Origin of the sequence: Paenibacillus odorifer, assembly GCF_000758725.1 — a bacterium.
GTDB classification, from domain to species: Bacteria; Bacillota; Bacilli; order Paenibacillales; family Paenibacillaceae; genus Paenibacillus_AQ; species Paenibacillus_AQ odorifer.
On sequence record NZ_CP009428.1, the window covers coordinates 6,784,842 to 6,800,914 of the forward strand.

Consider the following 16,073-nt stretch of genomic DNA (forward strand, 5'->3'; position numbering starts at 1 on the left):
GTTACTCCTCCGTTACCTCAACCTTAAGTGTGGCCTTTACTTCAGTATGCAATTTTACGCTTACTTGAAATACTCCTATATGGCGAATTGGCTCACCTAATTCAATCTTGCGCTTATCAATAGTAATTCCTTTGGTGGAAGCCAGTGTCTCAGCAATCTGTTTGCTTGTAATAGCGCCGAATAAACGTCCGCCTTCACCTGATTTTGCTTTCATTGTCAGTGTTAACTCGTCAAGCTTCTTACCCAATTGCTGTGCTTCTTCTTTTTCGTTATCTTTACGGCGTTGTTCAGCAGCTGCTTGATTCTCCAGCGTCTTCACGTTGCCTTCCGTTGCCGGACGAACCAATCCACGTGGCAATAAGAAGTTGGAAGCATAACCTTCGGATACCTCTTTAACCTGACCTTTTTTACCTTGACCCTTAACATCTTTTATGAAAATGACCTTCATTCGAATAACCCCTCTTTCGATTCGATTTCCGCCAGCACCTGCAGTAATCTGGCTTCTGCTTCTTTACATGTTCCTTCAAGCTGTACTGCGGCATTGGACAGATGCCCACCGCCGCCTAATTTCTCCATCACGACCTGTACATTCATACGTCCGAGTGATCGGGCACTAATGCCAATCAGGCCGTCAGGCCGCTCGCTGATGACGAATGAAGCGACTACGTTGGTCATCCCAAGCAGCGTGTCCGCAGTCTGAGCAATAAGAAGCTGCGGGATTTTCATGCCTGGTGCCGTAACTACGAGCGCGATTTGGTCATACACCATTCGCGCATGTTTGATAATTTCGGCTTTGGAAATATACTCCTGTAAATCCTCCTTCAGCATGCGCTGAATAAGTACGGTATCGGCACCATTCCGGCGCAGGAAGCCTGCCGCCTCAAAGGTACGCGAACCCGTATGGAGCGCAAAGTGCTTTGTATCCACCGTGATCCCCGCTAACAACATTGTAGCATCCAGCGGACTGATCTTTACCTTCTCATGGATATACTGAAGCAGCTCTGTCACCAGCTCACAGGTCGATGAAGCGTAAGGTTCCAAATATACCAATACAGCATCATTAATGAACTCTTCACCTCTGCGGTGATGATCCACCACTACGATTCTGCTGGCATATTGTACTAGCCGCGGCTCCATCGTCATAGACGCCTTATGTGTATCCACAACAATAAGCAGGGTATGCTCTGTCATGATCTGTAGGGATTGCTCCGTTGTGATGAATGACTTATACAAATCGTCATCCTTACGAATCTGCTCCATCATGTTAGTTATCGATGGATTTGGAGTCTCCATCACAATGCTAGCCTCTACATTATACATCTGCGCAGCCCTTAACAGGCCGATTGCAGCACCCACAGCATCGATATCCGGTGTCCGATGACCGAGGATCAGCACACGATCGCTCTCCTGCATCAGATCCCGCAAAGCATGCGCAATGACCCGCGCCCGCACTCGGGTACGCTTCTCAGCAGCATTACTCTTGCCACCGTAGAAGGATAACCGTTGGCCTGCTTTTACAGCCGCCTGATCACCACCTCGGCCCAGCGCCATGTCTAGACTGGATTGGGCCAATGCCCCTAATTCACTTGCAGAGTCTGCGCCAAAGGCCAGACCAATACTCAGTGTCATAGGTACCTTGAGATCAGCAGTCATTTCTCTGACTTCATCTAGAATCACGAAGCGGCTCTCTTCCAACGCTTGCAGGCTACGATGATTAAGCAGCATTAGATAACGTTCCGAGGACAACCGCCGCAGATAAACCTCAAACTGCTTACTCCATTCAGTGATCTCACTCGTCACCTTAGCAATCAGCGAGGTTCGCTGTTGATCATCCATTCCTTGAGCGGATTCATCCAGGTTATCCATCATCACTATGCCGATCGCCAGCTTCTCATCCTCATACCGCTCACGTAACACCACAAGCTCAGTGATATCATACAAGTAAAGAATACGCTCACTCGGAATAATGACAGCTTGATAAAATCGTTCATCCACGGTGATCTCAAGGCGGGTGTCATGGAGCACACCTTCTTTGCCGACCTCCCGCTTACCCGCTGCAGCACCTGTAAAAAAAGACTGCATATCAGGCAATAATTCTTGCAGTGATTCCCCAACTAAAGACTTGCGTGCGAAAATATCGCCGGCATAGCGGTTATTCCATTCCACCGTTCGATCCTCGCTAAACAGAATGATTCCAAGCGGCAGCATGCTGACTGCTTCGCCCTCTACCCGCTTAATGCGGAAAGACAGCCCATTAATATATTCCACCAGATTACGACGGAACGAGATCTCCGCTTTCAACATATAGAAGCATAAAGTACCTGACAGAAACAGGCCGGCGACCCCAAGCGCCCAGTTATAGACACTGACAATTATAATAAGGACCAACAGCAGCATGAACGCCCATACGGTATGATAGCCGTGCCAGCGTCTTTGCAGAAATTTAGGCATGAACTCTCACCCTATCGTTTCGATTTGGTCACATACTCCCGCAGTGGGAACGCAAGATCAATAATACCAATAATGCGCAGCGGCGGCAGTAAAATAACCGGTATCGCTAACAAAACGGCAGACATCTTGTTCCATTTGCGTTCATGCGCCAGGAAGAAGAAAAATCCGATGGCCTGAATCATAAAGCCAATTCGCAGCAATGGCAGAAGATTGGCAGAAATCATGAGGATGAAATTGTTCTCCGACCCTGAGAAGAAGAGCTGTAGAACAACACCAATCAGATAGTACCAAATAAACGATCTCGAAAGTCTCCATTCACGTGCAGGCTTCATCTTAGGCACTGCATAATTCATACTGTTCAGAATCGGGCGGGCAATAGCATGCGTAATCACAGCAATCATGAAGGAGCTTACGATTAGAGTCATAGGGATCATTTGGACCGTCATATGACTTATCTTGTTTACATCCTCAGTTGAAAATCCAATATCAGTGAGCAGAGGATTGGTAGTTCCGAGCTCGGACAGAGGTGAATTAACCATTTGCAATACATCGTTCACATAGGTAGACAGGTCAAAATTAAATAATGCCGTACCCAGCAGCAAAAGCAGCAGGAACTGTGCAAGAATCGTAACCGTACCTGCGATCACAGTAGACATAGCCGGGGCATGTCTTTTATACCAGCGCCCCATAACCAGAGCCGGTATTAAGAAATACGCAGCTATCAACAGATAAATTGGTGTAATCAAGCCTACAATCAGCAACACCGGCAATACATGCAGCACAAATTGTCTCGTGTTCAGTGTAGTAAACAACACTACTGCCGGAACAATCATAAACAGGGTAGTGATGATGAGGAGTGGAGTCGTTAAACTAAGCAGCAAAAGTAAGTATGCTACGCTCCAAGCCACAGATGACCAGCGAAATTTCAACAGTATTCACCTCTTACGCATATGTTCTTCTAAAGCAGATATATCTTGGTACCAATCTTCCAGTTGATGCCCTTCCTGCTTGTGCTTTCTAAGCTTCTCCAGTAGCAAGTCATCTAAAGAACGATAAGGAATCCCTAGTCTGCGGCCCAAAATATAAGAGCTCATAATCAAGCTAGCCAGACTGTCACCGACACGGGTAGTACTGCCTTCCCATAACGCTTTAAATAACCGTGAAACTTGATCAATCACTTCGGTTTTCAGCCATTCAATTACCTTGGCGCGCTTGGCTACATCCAGATCCTTCGGCACATTGGACACGTCTCTCTACCTCCGGCAAAAAGCTTTATTCTCCATTATAGCATAAAAAATTCGGTGTCACACTGGACACCCCGCGCCCCTTAAGTATGCTTCAATCCATGCTGACTATGCCTCTTTTTGGAGAGGAGCTTTCTTTAAAAAAGACCCGCATTCCGTTATCGCCGGAAATACAGGCCTTGTTCCGATAGCTTCTATAACCGCGAATACACTGGGACTATAATGATTCCTGTGATTGTCTTGTTACAAATTTCTCGCAATACTCTATGACTTGACTCCGGCGAACAATTCCAATAAACCGGTTCATATCATCGACCACAGGTACAAAGTTCTGCACCTTAGCCAAATTAATTAGATCTTCCATATCCGCATCAATCGAGACCGGCTTGTTATTCATACGTAATGGAACGTCCTTCAGCAAAAATTTTGAAGCGTTCTCAAACGAAACCTTGCCCTCCGACTCTTTCATGTACCAGAGCAGATCACCTTCCGTTACCGTGCCGGCATACTCTCCATTACGGTTAAGAATCGGGACTGCTGTATAGCGGTGAAACTCCATCCTCTCAAGCGTTTGGCGCAGCGTAGAATCGAGCGTTACGCAGGCCACCTCCTGTTTCGGAAGTAAAAAAAATGCAATATTCATCTCTTGATCCTCCTCAAAGAGTTCCGAAGGAATTACGGTTCTTTAACTTCCTTTTACTGCCATGCCAATGTGATTATACGTAGCAGCTAAATAATAGTTCCAACTCATTATAACATGAAGACAGTAAGCAGCAGCCATGAGAATGTTTATGGCTGCTGCAATTTATTTATATGAGTTTAGCTTTCCAATTAGAATTACTGCGTAACTGCTGTTGCTTTGGGCTCGAGTGCATTACTTGCTTTTCCCGGCTCAATCAGTTGATCTACTGGTGTTCCTGCATTCATCCAATTATCAATCAGCGCCTTAGCTTCACGCAAATCCTCTTCATCAACGATATCATAATAAAGTCCGTCAATACGTTTTCCTTCGCCCATTACCGTAAAGCTTGAGATATCCATGTCTTTGCCGCCCATGAATTTCTTGGCCAGACTAATGATCATTGAAGGCTCTATATCGGTCTTAAAATTATCGCCCATAATATCCAGCAGCTTTGGAATATTGCCGATTTGGCTGATCGATAACATTTTATTAGCTACAACATCAATAAAAACCTGTTGGCGTTTGGTCCGGTTAAAGTCACTATCTTCACGGTAGCGTGTATAGTTAAGTGCTTCTTGACCGTTATAATTCGACTTTCCACCCTCGATCGTAAACTTTTCATGGTCCTTACCCTTGTTTACAATGTCCTTCTTGATTGGCAGCGGAACGCCTCCAATAGCATCAACGGCATCCTTGAGCCCTTGAAAGTTAATGGTGGCATAATACTGAATATCATGCTCCAGCAGTGCTTCCAGAGTATCCTTAGCCATTTGCTGCCCACCAAAAGCATAAGCATGGGTAATCTTATCTTTTTTATTATCGTTATGGCCAATAATCTCGGTATACGTATCACGTGGAATAGAAATAAGCAGAATTTTGTAATCCTCTGGGCGAACAACAGCATACATCATCGTGTCCGAACGTGCGGTTTCATTGTCGCGTTGATCAGTCCCGAGCAGCATCAGCGAGAATGGATCGCTTTTGTATACAACCGGCTCTGGCTTAACCTTATTCTCATCCTTAAGTGGCTGATAAGATTCTTCTTTCAGCTTGCTTTCTACCCGATCGGACAAAAAGAGGTCAAAAGCTAATACGGCCAAAGAATTTCGAAAGAGAAAACCTCCCGCTATAATAACGACGAGAACAATTAGCGCAATGTATCTTTTCTTTATTTTTTTCATCTTTGATTCCTTCTTTATTGTAGAATAATTGCACGTACCATATATTTACAATGCCTCCTGATCGTTCTCAGGCAGTCATGGTTTTATTTCTCTCGGCGGCGAATTTACTGTCCCTTATTCCATTATCTTATTGTCCCCCCTTTCAGGAAATTCGGGTCATTCTAAATTATAGAAAAAAAGTTTTTTTGTGTTTCTAAAATAATATGGGATAAAACAATATTTCTATTGTAATCACTAAATTGATAAAAAGAAACAACAAATACCGACATGAATAGGGAAAAAGCACCATACCAAGTAATAATTACTGGTATGATGCTCCAAATTTAACTTCGAATCCCAAGGGCATGTATAATATGTTTTACCCGTTCTCCATAATGTAAACCGCGGAAAAACCCATAATCGAACAATTTAGCAGCACCCTCAAATCGGCTGCCATAAGTCTCCGCCCCCATAACGACCGCAATAAGCCGGTGCCCCTCCCTCTGGGCTGATCCCGCAATACAATATCCCGTCTGGCTATCATATCCAGTCTTCAACCCATCTGCTCCATCGTATGCGTAAGCGCCGCCCATACCTGGAAGCATAAGGTTGCTATTACTAACATATAACCCTTTATCCTTTAATTGCATCTGTGTACGACCGGAAATATTCAGTACATCAGGATGATTATGGATTAGCGCAGCTGCCAATTTGGCTGTATCCCTCGCTGTCATCATCGTCTGGCCACCGATATGCGTAGGCTGACGAATGATACCAAGATCCTTGCTAGACAATCCAGAGGCGTTGGTAAATACCGTATTAGGAGATAAACCTAAACTACGTGCTCTATCATTCATCATAAGTACAAAAGAATCCTCTGATCCTGCCATATATTCTGCCAATGCAACTGCAGCATCATTAGCAGAATATATGGTGATGCCTTCGAATAGCTCCCTTACTGTATAGAAATCTCCTCGTTTTAATGAGAGACTCATACCTCCCATTTGACTGGCGTAAGCACTAATAGGGACTCTATCCTCCCACCTAAGGGTTCCAGAGGTTATGTGATCCAGCACAATCATTTCAGTCATTAATTTAGACACACTGGCCGGTGGCATAGGCACATCGCCGTTTATATTGACCCATATGTCTCCACTATCCATATCTAGCAGCACTGCTGAACCCGCGTCAATATCCGGTTTAAAGCCCAACTCGATAGGCCTCCACACCGTAATTAAGACAACGACTATCAAAGCTGCACCAGCCCATATTAATATCCGTCTCTTCATCGTTGTCATCCTCCATAATATATATGACGAATGAAACAGCAATTTGATTTCACTTTTTGCGTAATTTTTTTTATTTTTTTTAATTTAGTCCTTTATCCACCATTTATTAGGCTCAATTATGGAGCCCAAAGAATCAACACGCACACCTTGTAGACGTTTATTGACAGCAGTAATGCTTTCTCTTTCCGCAAAAAAGATCATTGGAACCTCTTCATTCACTAGCTTCTGCCATTCATAATAGATTTGTTGTCGATAATCTCTATCATACGCCTTCATACTTGTGCCATCGCGAATCAATTCTTCATTCCGCTCCGAGGACCAACGTGGGTAGTTCCACAAATCATTCTCTCTCCAGAGACCTGAAGGATCAGGATCATTAGCTAATCCCCATACCCCGTTAAACAACTCAATGGACGGATCATCAGCCTCCACTGCTTCGTAGAAGGTGTTGAGCTCTTTTAACGCCCCACCATTAAGCTGCACATCAAGTCCCACATTTCGCCAATCCTCCAGAATAGCAGCAGTTCGTAACTCCGCTGAATGACTGCCTAGCATAGAATCATAATGAATAACTAACTTTTCTCCTTTTTGATCCTCACGCAGCCCATCTCCATCAACATCTACAAAACCAGCCTCATCAAGCAGCTGCTTCGCTTTTTCCGGATCATAGGGATACGTATTAATCTGACTATCAGGGATCTTCGCCCAGCTTGCACTGGAAACCGGAGTTTCTATAGGCTTGCCTAACCCATGAGAAAATGATTGAATGATCCCCTCCCGATCAAGTGCATAATACATCGCCTGACGTAATCTTTTATCCGCAAATTTAGGGTTATCCATTACGATTTTTTCAGCTTCACTATCCCAATACCCAAATTTAAACCCTATATACTCATAAGCAAGCTCATTTGATTGTAAAATATTAATATTATCGAGTTTACTCAACTTTTCATAAGTATCTCGTGGGGCATTCTCTATATCAATTACGCCTTGTTCAAACAGGCTGATGATTTCCTTGTCATCAAATACCTTATACAACACACCATCCAATAAAGCCTTACCTTTATAGTATTGATCAAAGCGCTTCATCTCCACCCGCTGGCCAGGTTCAATAAGGCTCACCTCAAAGGGACCAATCCCTATCGGATTTTTTCGCATCTGATCACTCTCAGGCATATCCTTAACAGCGACTCCAGTATAATATTTTTTATTCATCGGATACGGCCATAGATTATCAATCGTATTTACGCGGGCAGCTGTCATTGTTATTTTCAAAGTATAAGGATCTATAACCTTAAGACCTGTTATATTCTTCGCCTCACCTTTATGATAGGCTTCCGCACCTTGAATCATTTCCACACTATAATAACGTGATCCGGTGTAGTCTGGACTAGCAATAGTCTCCATCGCAAATTTCCAGTCCTCTACGGTCAGTTCATCTCCATTATGCCAACGGATTCCCGGTTTGATTTTAAAGGTAAATATTCTATGATCCTCGGACTCCTGCCAAGTGGCGATATTAGGAACCGTTGATAAATCATCATCTATCGTAAACATGGCCTCAGTAATAAACTCCAGCACATGAAAATCATCTTCACCTTCATAAAAAGCAGGCTCAAAGAAGCCCATAAACGGCGATGAGTATCCATAAGTAACTACTCCGCCAGTCTGTGGCTTTTCGACCACCTCATTGTGATGTAAAGATAATGAATTACTGCTGGTACCTGCTCTGCTGCATGCTGACAATACAGTAGTCATCACGAGCATTGTTAACAAGAACCCGCATATCTTCTTATTCTTCATGTGTTCCTTCCCTTCTCTAGTTGAACGTATATCTACATTTAAGCTATGGAATAAATATTTACTGTAACAAAGTTTTAGAATGGTTACAATAACTTCTAAGCTTTAGGCCTATACTCCTGCTTGAATTTACGCATATTTCATAGTATTTATAAAAAAAGAGGGACCTACCTCATAGGCAGATCCTTTTATTACATTATTCTTCATCCTTATGCGTAATTCTCAGGCCTTCGACATGCTTACGCTGCATCAATTTACGCTTTTTACGGGTATCCTTGCTCTCAAAAATTATATCAAAGTCATATTCCTCAGGATACAGCTCATCTTTGGATAGATATGGCTTTAAACGTTTATGATTAATCCGCATTTTTTGCTTCTGGATCATCACTCCGACCATTCCTAAGTGATCTTTTTTCTCATAAACAATTCCTATCCGCCCCAGTGAAGTTACAAGAACGGCATCACCAATTTCATACTGGGTCTGCTTCTCCTTATCGCTCAGTGATTCCACAGACTTTTCTTCTTTTTCAAAATCCTCTATAACAGGTGCAGTCTTCCCTTTCTCTCCCTCTTTGCTAAAAAGACTTGCCCATGCCGACCCATCACCTTTCTGCAGCCTTTGCTGCTGCGCCTCAACGATCTCCCACGATCGCTTGATAACGTTATCCTGGATACCCAGCTTTTTAGCAATTTGCAGAGCATAACTCTCCCCCGCTTCTCCGATAGTCAGACGATACAACGGCTGCAGCGTTTCTTTGTCGAATTCCATTCGTGCATTTTGAAAACCGGCTGTCGCAGCGGCAAAGGCTTTTAGCTCGTTAAAGTGGGTTGTGACGATAATATTCGCCCCTTTACGGCTCAGCTCTTCCAGAATGGCGATTGAGAGGGCGATTCCTTCCCCAGGGTCTGTACCTGCCGCCAGCTCGTCAATGAGCAGCAGCACCCCTTTAGAGGCATCTCTCAGCATTCCCTCAATACTCTTCATTTGTGCCGAAAATGTACTGAGTGATTGGGCCAAACTTTGTCCGTCTCCGATTACACTGATCACATCCGTAAAGACCGTAAACTCACTCCCCTCCTCGACCGGAATCAACAACCCCGATTGAGCCATGAGGGTCAGCAGCCCGAGGGTCTTGAGCACCACCGTTTTCCCGCCTGTATTTGGACCTGTAATGATTAGGGATTTATATCCCTTCCCTATCTCCAGGCTAATTGGAATCATGCCCTGCAGCATGGGATGTCTGCCTCCGTTCATCCTTAGAAAACCCCTATCATTTAGAGTAACCTCAGATGCTCCCAGCGTTCGTGCATATTTTGCTTTGGCAAAAATAAAATCATAGGTGCCTGTAACCTCGATATTTAGGCGCAGTGCAGTTTGTTCCTGTTCTACCATGCTGGTCAGCATACTGAGGATCACAGCTTCTTCACGTGCCTCTTCTCCTAATAACAAATCCAGCTCAATCTGCATGGAGGCGATCTCATCTGGTTCGATGAACACCGTCTGTCCACTTGTGGATTGATCGAGTACCGATCCCTTTATTTGCTTATGATACTCCCGCTTTACGGGGATAACGTAACGTCCACCACGCTGACTATAAATATTCTCTTGCAAAATCGATTGATGGCGCGACATGATCCCGTCGATTTTTTTATGAAGACGTTCTTTAGCTACGCCAATCCGTTTACGAACCCGCTCTAACCCCTTACTAGCTCCATCATCAATCGCCCCAAAGCGGATACAGCGGTCAATTGCTTCCCGCACATGATTTAATTCCAGCAGAGAGGAGGCATAAGCAGCAATCCGGGGAGCACTTTGCTCTTTAGAAGCCATATATTTGCGCAATTGACTACAGCTCTTTAGAAATGTAGCCACTGCAGTGAAGTCTTGCTCACTGTACAGATATCCAGTCCCCATTAGTGACATGATCCACTCAATCCCCTCTAATGAAGGAATCGGTACACTGGACCCCCGCTCCAGCAGCTCTTTAGCTTCAGACGTTTCCTCCATCGCTCTTTGAATGGAAGGCAAATAGGTCATAGGCATAAGCTCTTCTACAGTTTTCTTTCCTACATAAGATACCGCATGACGGCTAAGCTCGGTTTTAATAATTTCGTATTCCAACGTGTTTAGACTTTGTAAATTCACAGCAAATCCTCCTTATTGATCTAACTATTTTTTTGGAACAAAATCTCCCTAACGCAAAAAGGACAAAGAATGCCACTATGGCAGTCCTTGCCCTTCTTTTTATACTATTGTTCTCTGGCGTTTTAAGGTCCCCCTATAAAAGCCAGGGTGGCCGAAAAACAAAAAAACCGTGCTCTAAGAGCACGGTTAATTACAAAGAGAACAATAGCCGTAAAGAGGCCATATGACGCTTCGTGTGTTCTTAACTAAATCATCCACCGTTAGGAACAACAGACATCTGTGCGAGACGGACTCAAATAGAGCACGTAAACGCCAAAAGACGAGCCTGCTAAAGCCTTCCTAATCCAGTGTTATGAAATTGCTAGTTAAGAACGGTCACCAACATCAATATTTCCCCTTTTATTATAGGATAGCTGTAATTTAACACATTCCAGATTGAACGTCAAACGTAATCCGCACGCTGGCTTTTCACAACAAAAAAAGCAGCCGGTTTCCCGACTGCTTCTATAAAACGTCCTATTCCGTTGTGTAAGGAAGCAACGCGATTTGACGCGAGCGTTTTACAGCAATGGTAAGAGCGCGTTGGTATTTTGCACTTGTACCTGTTACACGGCGTGGCAAAATCTTTCCACGTTCGCTGATGAACTTCTTAAGAAGTTCAGTATCTTTATAATCAATGTGAGTAATCTTGTTCACAGTGAAAAAGCAAACTTTTTTACGCTTGTTGCGTCCACCACGACGTGCTGGTCTTTTGTCGTTGTCAGCGCCTTCTCTTGGTTTAAAAGCCATATTCTTTTCAGTCCTTCCTAATTAAAATGGCAAATCATCATCCGATATATCAATCGGTTTACCATCGCCCGAAAAAGGATCTTGAGTATTGTTGTTACGCGAGAAATTATTGTTGTTATTTCCGCGTCCAGCGTTACCACCGCCACCATATGCTGGCTCTTCAGGCATACTACTTGCACCACTTGAAGTATTTCCACCTTCACGGCTTTGTGAAGATTCCAGGAAACGAACATTATCAGCAATAACTTCAGTTACGTATACACGTTTACCTTCGTTATTCTCATAGTTCCGCACTTGGATGCGTCCTTCCACTGCTGTCAGACGACCTTTGCGCAAATAATTGGCACAGGTTTCTGCTAGCTGTCTCCAGGTAACAACCGGGATGAAGTCTGCCTCACGTTCACCGTTCTGGCCCGTAAAGTTACGATCTACGGCAAGCGTAAATTGAGTTACGGCAACACCAGCGGGAGTATAACGAAGTTCCGGGTCACGGGTCAACCGTCCGATCAAAATGATACGGTTCAACAATTCTGGTCCCCTCCTTTAGAGCGATTCATTACAAAGCTTGTCAAGATCTTAAGCAACGTCGTTCGTAATGAGATAACGAATAACTTCGTCAGAAATCTTCATAAGACGTTCTAATTCAGTAACTACTGCAGGTTCTGCATTGAAGTTAACCAAAACATAAACGCCATCACGGAATTTCTTGATCTCATACGCAAGACGGCGTTTACCTTGCACTTCGTGCTTTGTAATTTCCCCGCCATTGGAGATGATGCCTTGGAATTTATCGACTGCTGCTTGAACAGCTTCTTGTTCAATGTCAGGACGAATAATGTACATCACTTCATATTTGCGCATAATTTTCACCTCCTTATGGTCTGAGGCCCCTAATCACGTCAGGAGCAAGGAACGAGCACAAACATAGACTCGCACCTGATTAATATACCAAAACGAGCAGCAGAGTGCAAGCAATATTAATACCGGACAACCCTCCACCCTCTTTTTACATGAAAAAAACCCTACCTGCGCACAATAATCAGTGAATTCATCTGCACTTAAGGAAGGAGCGATAATGATGGGCGAAAAGACGGAATATGAAAAAGGCGACAAAGCCCCCAATCCAGGCATGTATACAGAGGTAGGTGAAGCGCGAAGCTTCCATACCGAAATTCAGAATCCACAGCATATTAAAATGGAAAAAGGGGATACCTTCCCCGAGACCAGTAACAAAAATCGGAAGTGGAAAAAGGTTGAAAAAGCACGTGTACATTAATTAAAAATAAATGTGTATAAAAAAACGACATTACACCATACTATTCTCAGGCAGTACAAAAGAGAGGTGTGGTTCCGTTGGCCGTCGTAGACGAACACAATCACAGGATATCTGATTCAGCATCTATTGTTAGCTGGGAATAGTAGTGGGTTATTGTCTAAAAAGCAGTAACCTCAGCAACGCCTAAATCACTTTAGTAGCTATATACAGAGAAATTCCAACATCATTGATGTACTGCCTCTTAAAGAAGGACCCGAAAGGGCCCTTCTTTTTGCATGTTATGATCTTTTGCAAACAGCTCATTGGACACAAAAAAACCTCCGTTACAGGAACGAAGGATTCATTAAAATGTTATATTATGCTGAAGTGGCGGAGAGGGTGGGATTCGAACCCACGCACGCTGTGACACGCCTAACTGATTTCGAGTCAGCCCCCTTGGGCCTCTTGGGTACCTCTCCGCAGCAAAAATAATTGTATCATGCAGACATGCCATTTGCAAGCTTAATTATTGTCTGTATTTCCCTCTGCAGAACGCAGTACCTTCTTCATATTCTTCTCGAATTTCGCCCGGGGAATCAGAACACTGTGCTGACATCCTGTACACTTAATGCGGATATCCATCCCCATACGAATGATCTCCATCTCATTAGAACCGCAAGGGTGCTGTTTCTTCATCTGTACAATATCTCCAAGCTGAAAAACTTTACGTTCCACTACCCTTCCCCCTTTTTCCCCTCTTGTGTAGCTGCGATTTGGCGTCTTGATCGAGTGTCAGGCGTATCCGATACTTCCTGCTCATTTTCTGTTTTTCCCAGTTCAATTTCAGCCTTTGCTTCTTCTTCTGCCTTCAAACGAGCTTCCTCTTCGGCTTGAGCAGCTTGAGCCTGCTCTAGACTGCTTAGTTTCTCTAGTGCCTGCTTAATATCATTCTGAATCTGTCTCTCCGCAACCTCTTTTGCATTGGGTAAACAGCTAGCCGCTATACGAATTACATATTCCGAAGTACTCATGGACTGTATACCGAGCACATTAGGATAAGCAAGCACATTAGAGTTACGCTCTTCTATTCCCTTTAACGCTTCTCCAATCAAACCTAGCGTGGCCTCCAAGCTGCGCTCCATTTTTACAGGAACATCAACTACAGCCAATGCATTCGAGAGAGAATAATTGGTCACGTTCGTGATTAATCCATTCGGGATAATAAATACTTCTCCAGTTGTGCTTAACAGCCTGGTTGTTCGCAGTCCGATTAATTCTACAGTTCCTTTATAGGTACCTGTTTGAATCACATCACCCACTGCAAATTGATCCTCTAAAATAATAAAGAAACCTGTAATAACATCCTTCACCAAACTTTGCGCCCCAAAACCTACTGCTAAACCAAGTACACCCGCTCCAGCCAACAATGGTGCCAAATCGAAGTGGAACTCAGAAAGCACGAGCATGATCATCACAAAATTACAGATAACTGTCACTACATTTTTCATCAATTCCCCAACCGTAGTAAACCTTCGTGTGTTGGACAGAAGTCTGCCACCGGTTTTACGCTCAAGCGAACGATCAATAATATTAGAAACAATTTTAATAATAACCCGGGTTAAGAGAAAAATAACAAGAATCCGTAGACCCGCAAATAATACATCCGCCCACATATCAGCATCGGTAAACCAATTCCACACCTTATCTTTAAAGCGAATGGCATCTTTTAATGTATCCGCACCGGGTGTATCAGCCTCCAGTATCCACATATTCATCGCATGTACTCCTCCCCACCCCTAAATCAGTATGTAGTTCTCGTTGTGTTTTCCGTAGATGCCGCGTATTTCTATTTCTTGCTCAACTATAATCTTTTTTACCTCTTCCAGCGCATTTTGAAAAAACTGAATTGAAATTGCACAGCCTGCGGTGATTTCCTTCGGAGTTGGAAATATATCAATTTCTATTTCAGCATACTCAAGCAGCATTTCAGCACGAAGCGCCTGCTGGGTGGAGTCAAACGCTATTAACATCTCATCCTGCATATACGTCAAGCCTCTCCATAGGTTTATCGTCCTATCTCTTGCTGCTGTAGTATAAAACCCCTCTTCTATCCATATACTAGATACCAACAAATAGAATCACCTTTAGAAAGGAAGATGGTATGAACTCCTCATCCAAGGCTACAGCAGCGCAAGAAACGTCCTGTTTAAAAATATCACATACAGATCCCGATATCTATTCCGCAATTACTCATCGGCTACTTTTTCACTTTTCACGCACGCGTCCAGAGACTCAAATTATCGTCATCTGTGTAGGCACTGATCGCTCCACCGGAGATTCTCTCGGTCCTCTTGTTGGTACTGCATTATCCCGTTTTCATAGCCCGTTGTTTCATTTATACGGTACCCTTGAGGAACCGGTTCATGCCGTCAATCTTGAAGAGACTTTGTCGCTAATTAATGAAAAATATAATAACCCGTTTGTCATCGGAATAGATGCCTGCTTAGGTCACTCTACTAGTGTTGGCTGCATCCAAGTCGTTGAAGGCCCCCTCAGACCAGGAGCTGGCGTAAATAAACAATTGCCGCCGGTTGGGGATATCCATTTGACTGGAATCGTTAATGTCGGCGGCTTTATGGAGTATTTCGTATTGCAGAATACACGGCTAAGTCTAGTCATGCGATTATCTGATATTATCGCTACAAGTCTATATTCTGCTTTAAAACAATGGAACCTACATGCTACTTCTGCTGCAACGCGAGAGTTATAACTTCTTTCTCTTCCGGCGATAAGGCATATTGTGACTCCCCATTTTGCATAGGCTTGGAGTAAATATATGAGTTCTCACGATTATGAAGGCTGGTTAATACAATGCCACTGCTATTGTCATCCAGAATAGCCACCGAGAAGCTCAAATCATTACCACGTTCACCGAAGGCATTATAACGCTTGAGAGCGATATTTGACTTCATGCTGCGGATTTTGACTTGGGTAGCTTCTATCAACGCTTTTTGCTCACGTTGTTCTTCTTCCAGCATGTCGCTTTGGTTCTTCAGATCAACCAGAAGGCCTTCCAGATCCTCCACACCGCTTCCTGCCATCATGGCCTCATATTTGCGCCGTATAGTCCGCAGCTTAGCTCCCTGGGCGATTACAGTCACTATCAGTACTAGCATAATTACTACGAAACCAAACACAAACCACTGCAACTGTTCATTAATTAATTGATTCATTTCAGACATGAATGGACCATCCTT

18 protein-coding genes and 1 tRNA gene are annotated in these 16,073 nt (G+C 43.8%); 2 read left to right on the forward strand and 17 right to left on the reverse strand.

The genetic code is table 11. The annotated features are described in order from the left end of the window. Position 1: 1 nt before the first annotated feature. The 12 genes from rplI to rpsF form a co-directional block, all read right to left on the reverse strand. Positions 2-448 carry a 50S ribosomal protein L9 gene (rplI, locus tag PODO_RS29620; RefSeq protein ID WP_036677804.1) on the reverse strand — a complete coding sequence of 149 codons (447 nt, stop codon included), beginning with the start codon at positions 446-448 and terminating at the stop codon, positions 2-4. Further along, positions 445-2,451 (reverse strand): DHH family phosphoesterase, encoded by a 2,007-nt coding sequence (locus tag PODO_RS29625; RefSeq protein WP_036677802.1) that lies wholly within the window; start codon positions 2,449-2,451, stop codon positions 445-447. The genes rplI and PODO_RS29625 overlap by 4 nt, the downstream gene beginning before the upstream one ends. A gap of 11 nt (positions 2,452-2,462) precedes the next feature. After that, positions 2,463-3,380 (reverse strand): DUF2232 domain-containing protein, encoded by a 918-nt coding sequence (locus PODO_RS29630; RefSeq protein WP_036677800.1) that lies wholly within the window; start codon positions 3,378-3,380, stop codon positions 2,463-2,465. Between the two features lie 6 nt (positions 3,381-3,386). Continuing rightward, a complete protein-coding gene (locus tag PODO_RS29635; protein ID WP_170914153.1) occupies positions 3,387-3,689 on the reverse strand; it encodes a MazG-like family protein in 303 nt (100 codons plus the stop codon). 223 nt (positions 3,690-3,912) lie between these two features. Next, positions 3,913-4,338, reverse strand: a complete 426-nt coding sequence (locus tag PODO_RS29640; RefSeq protein ID WP_036677795.1) for a CBS domain-containing protein — start codon at positions 4,336-4,338, stop codon at positions 3,913-3,915. A gap of 194 nt (positions 4,339-4,532) precedes the next feature. Next, positions 4,533-5,558, reverse strand: coding sequence for an LCP family protein (locus tag PODO_RS29645; protein WP_038573960.1), 1,026 nt, complete (start codon positions 5,556-5,558; stop codon positions 4,533-4,535). A 323-nt stretch (positions 5,559-5,881) separates the two neighbouring features. Next, positions 5,882-6,826, reverse strand: a complete 945-nt coding sequence (locus tag PODO_RS29650; protein ID WP_036677789.1) for a D-alanyl-D-alanine carboxypeptidase family protein — start codon at positions 6,824-6,826, stop codon at positions 5,882-5,884. Positions 6,827-6,910: 84 nt separating this feature from the next. Beyond that, a complete protein-coding gene (gene opp4A / locus PODO_RS29655) occupies positions 6,911-8,629 on the reverse strand; it encodes an oligopeptide ABC transporter substrate-binding protein (RefSeq protein WP_036677787.1) in 1,719 nt (572 codons plus the stop codon). Between the two features lie 193 nt (positions 8,630-8,822). Beyond that, positions 8,823-10,772: an endonuclease MutS2 gene (locus tag PODO_RS29660; protein ID WP_038573963.1), complete on the reverse strand. Its 1,950-nt coding sequence runs from the start codon at positions 10,770-10,772 to the stop codon at positions 8,823-8,825. Between the two features lie 516 nt (positions 10,773-11,288). After that, the gene (rpsR, locus tag PODO_RS29665; protein ID WP_036651767.1) at positions 11,289-11,561 is read right to left on the reverse strand and encodes a 30S ribosomal protein S18; all 273 of its coding nucleotides are present in this window, start codon (positions 11,559-11,561) and stop codon (positions 11,289-11,291) included. A 21-nt stretch (positions 11,562-11,582) separates the two neighbouring features. After that, positions 11,583-12,089 carry a single-stranded DNA-binding protein gene (gene ssb / locus PODO_RS29670; RefSeq protein ID WP_036677780.1) on the reverse strand — a complete coding sequence of 169 codons (507 nt, stop codon included), beginning with the start codon at positions 12,087-12,089 and terminating at the stop codon, positions 11,583-11,585. A 48-nt stretch (positions 12,090-12,137) separates the two neighbouring features. Further along, positions 12,138-12,422, reverse strand: a complete 285-nt coding sequence (rpsF, locus tag PODO_RS29675) for a 30S ribosomal protein S6 (protein ID WP_036677776.1) — start codon at positions 12,420-12,422, stop codon at positions 12,138-12,140. A 217-nt stretch (positions 12,423-12,639) separates the two neighbouring features. On the opposite strand from rpsF, the gene PODO_RS29680 reads away from it, so the two are divergent. After that, a complete protein-coding gene (locus tag PODO_RS29680) occupies positions 12,640-12,837 on the forward strand; it encodes a YjzC family protein (protein WP_036677774.1) in 198 nt (65 codons plus the stop codon). Between the two features lie 367 nt (positions 12,838-13,204). Here the strand turns inward: PODO_RS29680 and PODO_RS29685 are convergent. The 4 genes from PODO_RS29685 to PODO_RS29700 all read right to left on the reverse strand — a co-directional run bounded on the left by PODO_RS29685 (position 13,205) and on the right by PODO_RS29700 (position 14,858). Beyond that, positions 13,205-13,295 (reverse strand) — tRNA-Ser (locus tag PODO_RS29685). Positions 13,296-13,338: 43 nt separating this feature from the next. Further along, positions 13,339-13,551, reverse strand: a complete 213-nt coding sequence (locus PODO_RS29690; protein WP_036677772.1) for a DUF951 domain-containing protein — start codon at positions 13,549-13,551, stop codon at positions 13,339-13,341. Next, entirely contained in the window at positions 13,551-14,591 is a 1,041-nt protein-coding gene (locus PODO_RS29695; protein ID WP_052097399.1) for a mechanosensitive ion channel family protein, read from the reverse strand. Before PODO_RS29695 ends, PODO_RS29690 begins: the two co-directional genes overlap by 1 nt. Before the next feature lie 21 nt (positions 14,592-14,612). Further along, on the reverse strand, positions 14,613-14,858 hold the full coding sequence (locus PODO_RS29700; protein WP_036677843.1) for a putative Se/S carrier protein: 246 nt from the start codon (positions 14,856-14,858) through the stop codon (positions 14,613-14,615). Positions 14,859-14,977: 119 nt separating this feature from the next. On the opposite strand from PODO_RS29700, the gene yyaC reads away from it, so the two are divergent. Then, on the forward strand, positions 14,978-15,586 hold the full coding sequence (gene yyaC, locus PODO_RS29705; protein WP_036677770.1) for a spore protease YyaC: 609 nt from the start codon (positions 14,978-14,980) through the stop codon (positions 15,584-15,586). Here the strand turns inward: yyaC and PODO_RS29710 are convergent. Further along, on the reverse strand, positions 15,558-16,058 hold the full coding sequence (locus PODO_RS29710; protein ID WP_038573966.1) for a DUF4446 family protein: 501 nt from the start codon (positions 16,056-16,058) through the stop codon (positions 15,558-15,560). The genes yyaC and PODO_RS29710 overlap by 29 nt on opposite strands. Between the last annotated feature and the right edge of the window lie 15 nt (positions 16,059-16,073).

What these genes read in the sequence shown, in the direction of transcription:
- rplI (WP_036677804.1), bottom strand. Translation starts at nt 448, where the DNA reads ATGAAGGTCATTTTCATAAAAGATGTTAAGGGTCAAGGTAAAAAAGGT.
- PODO_RS29625 (WP_036677802.1), bottom strand. Translation starts at nt 2,451, where the DNA reads ATGCCTAAATTTCTGCAAAGACGCTGGCACGGCTATCATACCGTATGG.
- PODO_RS29640 (WP_036677795.1), bottom strand. Translation starts at nt 4,338, where the DNA reads ATGAATATTGCATTTTTTTTACTTCCGAAACAGGAGGTGGCCTGCGTA.
- PODO_RS29645 (WP_038573960.1), bottom strand. Translation starts at nt 5,558, where the DNA reads ATGAAAAAAATAAAGAAAAGATACATTGCGCTAATTGTTCTCGTCGTT.
- PODO_RS29650 (WP_036677789.1), bottom strand. Translation starts at nt 6,826, where the DNA reads ATGAAGAGACGGATATTAATATGGGCTGGTGCAGCTTTGATAGTCGTT.
- opp4A (WP_036677787.1), bottom strand. Translation starts at nt 8,629, where the DNA reads ATGAAGAATAAGAAGATATGCGGGTTCTTGTTAACAATGCTCGTGATG.
- rpsR (WP_036651767.1), bottom strand. Translation starts at nt 11,561, where the DNA reads ATGGCTTTTAAACCAAGAGAAGGCGCTGACAACGACAAAAGACCAGCA.
- rpsF (WP_036677776.1), bottom strand. Translation starts at nt 12,422, where the DNA reads ATGCGCAAATATGAAGTGATGTACATTATTCGTCCTGACATTGAACAA.
- PODO_RS29680 (WP_036677774.1), top strand. Translation starts at nt 12,640, where the DNA reads ATGGGCGAAAAGACGGAATATGAAAAAGGCGACAAAGCCCCCAATCCA.
- PODO_RS29695 (WP_052097399.1), bottom strand. Translation starts at nt 14,591, where the DNA reads ATGAATATGTGGATACTGGAGGCTGATACACCCGGTGCGGATACATTA.
- PODO_RS29700 (WP_036677843.1), bottom strand. Translation starts at nt 14,858, where the DNA reads ATGCAGGATGAGATGTTAATAGCGTTTGACTCCACCCAGCAGGCGCTT.
- yyaC (WP_036677770.1), top strand. Translation starts at nt 14,978, where the DNA reads ATGAACTCCTCATCCAAGGCTACAGCAGCGCAAGAAACGTCCTGTTTA.
- PODO_RS29710 (WP_038573966.1), bottom strand. Translation starts at nt 16,058, where the DNA reads ATGTCTGAAATGAATCAATTAATTAATGAACAGTTGCAGTGGTTTGTG.